General features: G+C 78.5%; 1 pseudogene. It reads right to left on the bottom strand.

The features are described 5' to 3' along the window. Positions 1-390, bottom strand: a pseudogene (locus HV824_RS36745) (serine/threonine protein kinase); the annotation flags it as partial.

The following is a 390-nucleotide window of genomic DNA, read 5'->3' as shown; positions in this document are numbered from 1 at the left end:
GTGCAGGCCAGCTCGCCGCCGGGCAGCCGCAACAGCAGCCCCACGTCGGACAAGAGCGGCGGCGGCGGCGCGTCGCTGTGGAGGAAGAGCCCCGCGCGGCCCACCCACTCGCAGCGCAGCTCCTGCGAGTTCGGCGCGCCCGCCAGCCGCACCCGGGCGGTGAACGTGGCGGGCGCGGGCGCCTCGGCGGCGACGGTGAGCGACGCCACCAGCGCCTCGCGCAGCTCGGCGGCACTGGCGTAGCGGTCCGCGGGGCGCTTGGCCAGCGCGCGCAGCAGCACGCGCGACAGCGCCGGGGGCACGCTGGCGTTCACCTGGTGCGGCGGCACCGGCGTCTTCTGGAGGTGGCCGATGAGCACCTCCGCCGCCGTGCGCCCCGCGAAGGGCACC

Origin of the sequence: Myxococcus sp. AM009 (genome assembly GCF_013372605.1) — a bacterium.
Taxonomy (GTDB): Bacteria; Myxococcota; Myxococcia; order Myxococcales; family Myxococcaceae; genus Myxococcus; species Myxococcus vastator.
This window is presented reverse-complemented; position numbering and strand designations above follow the sequence as displayed.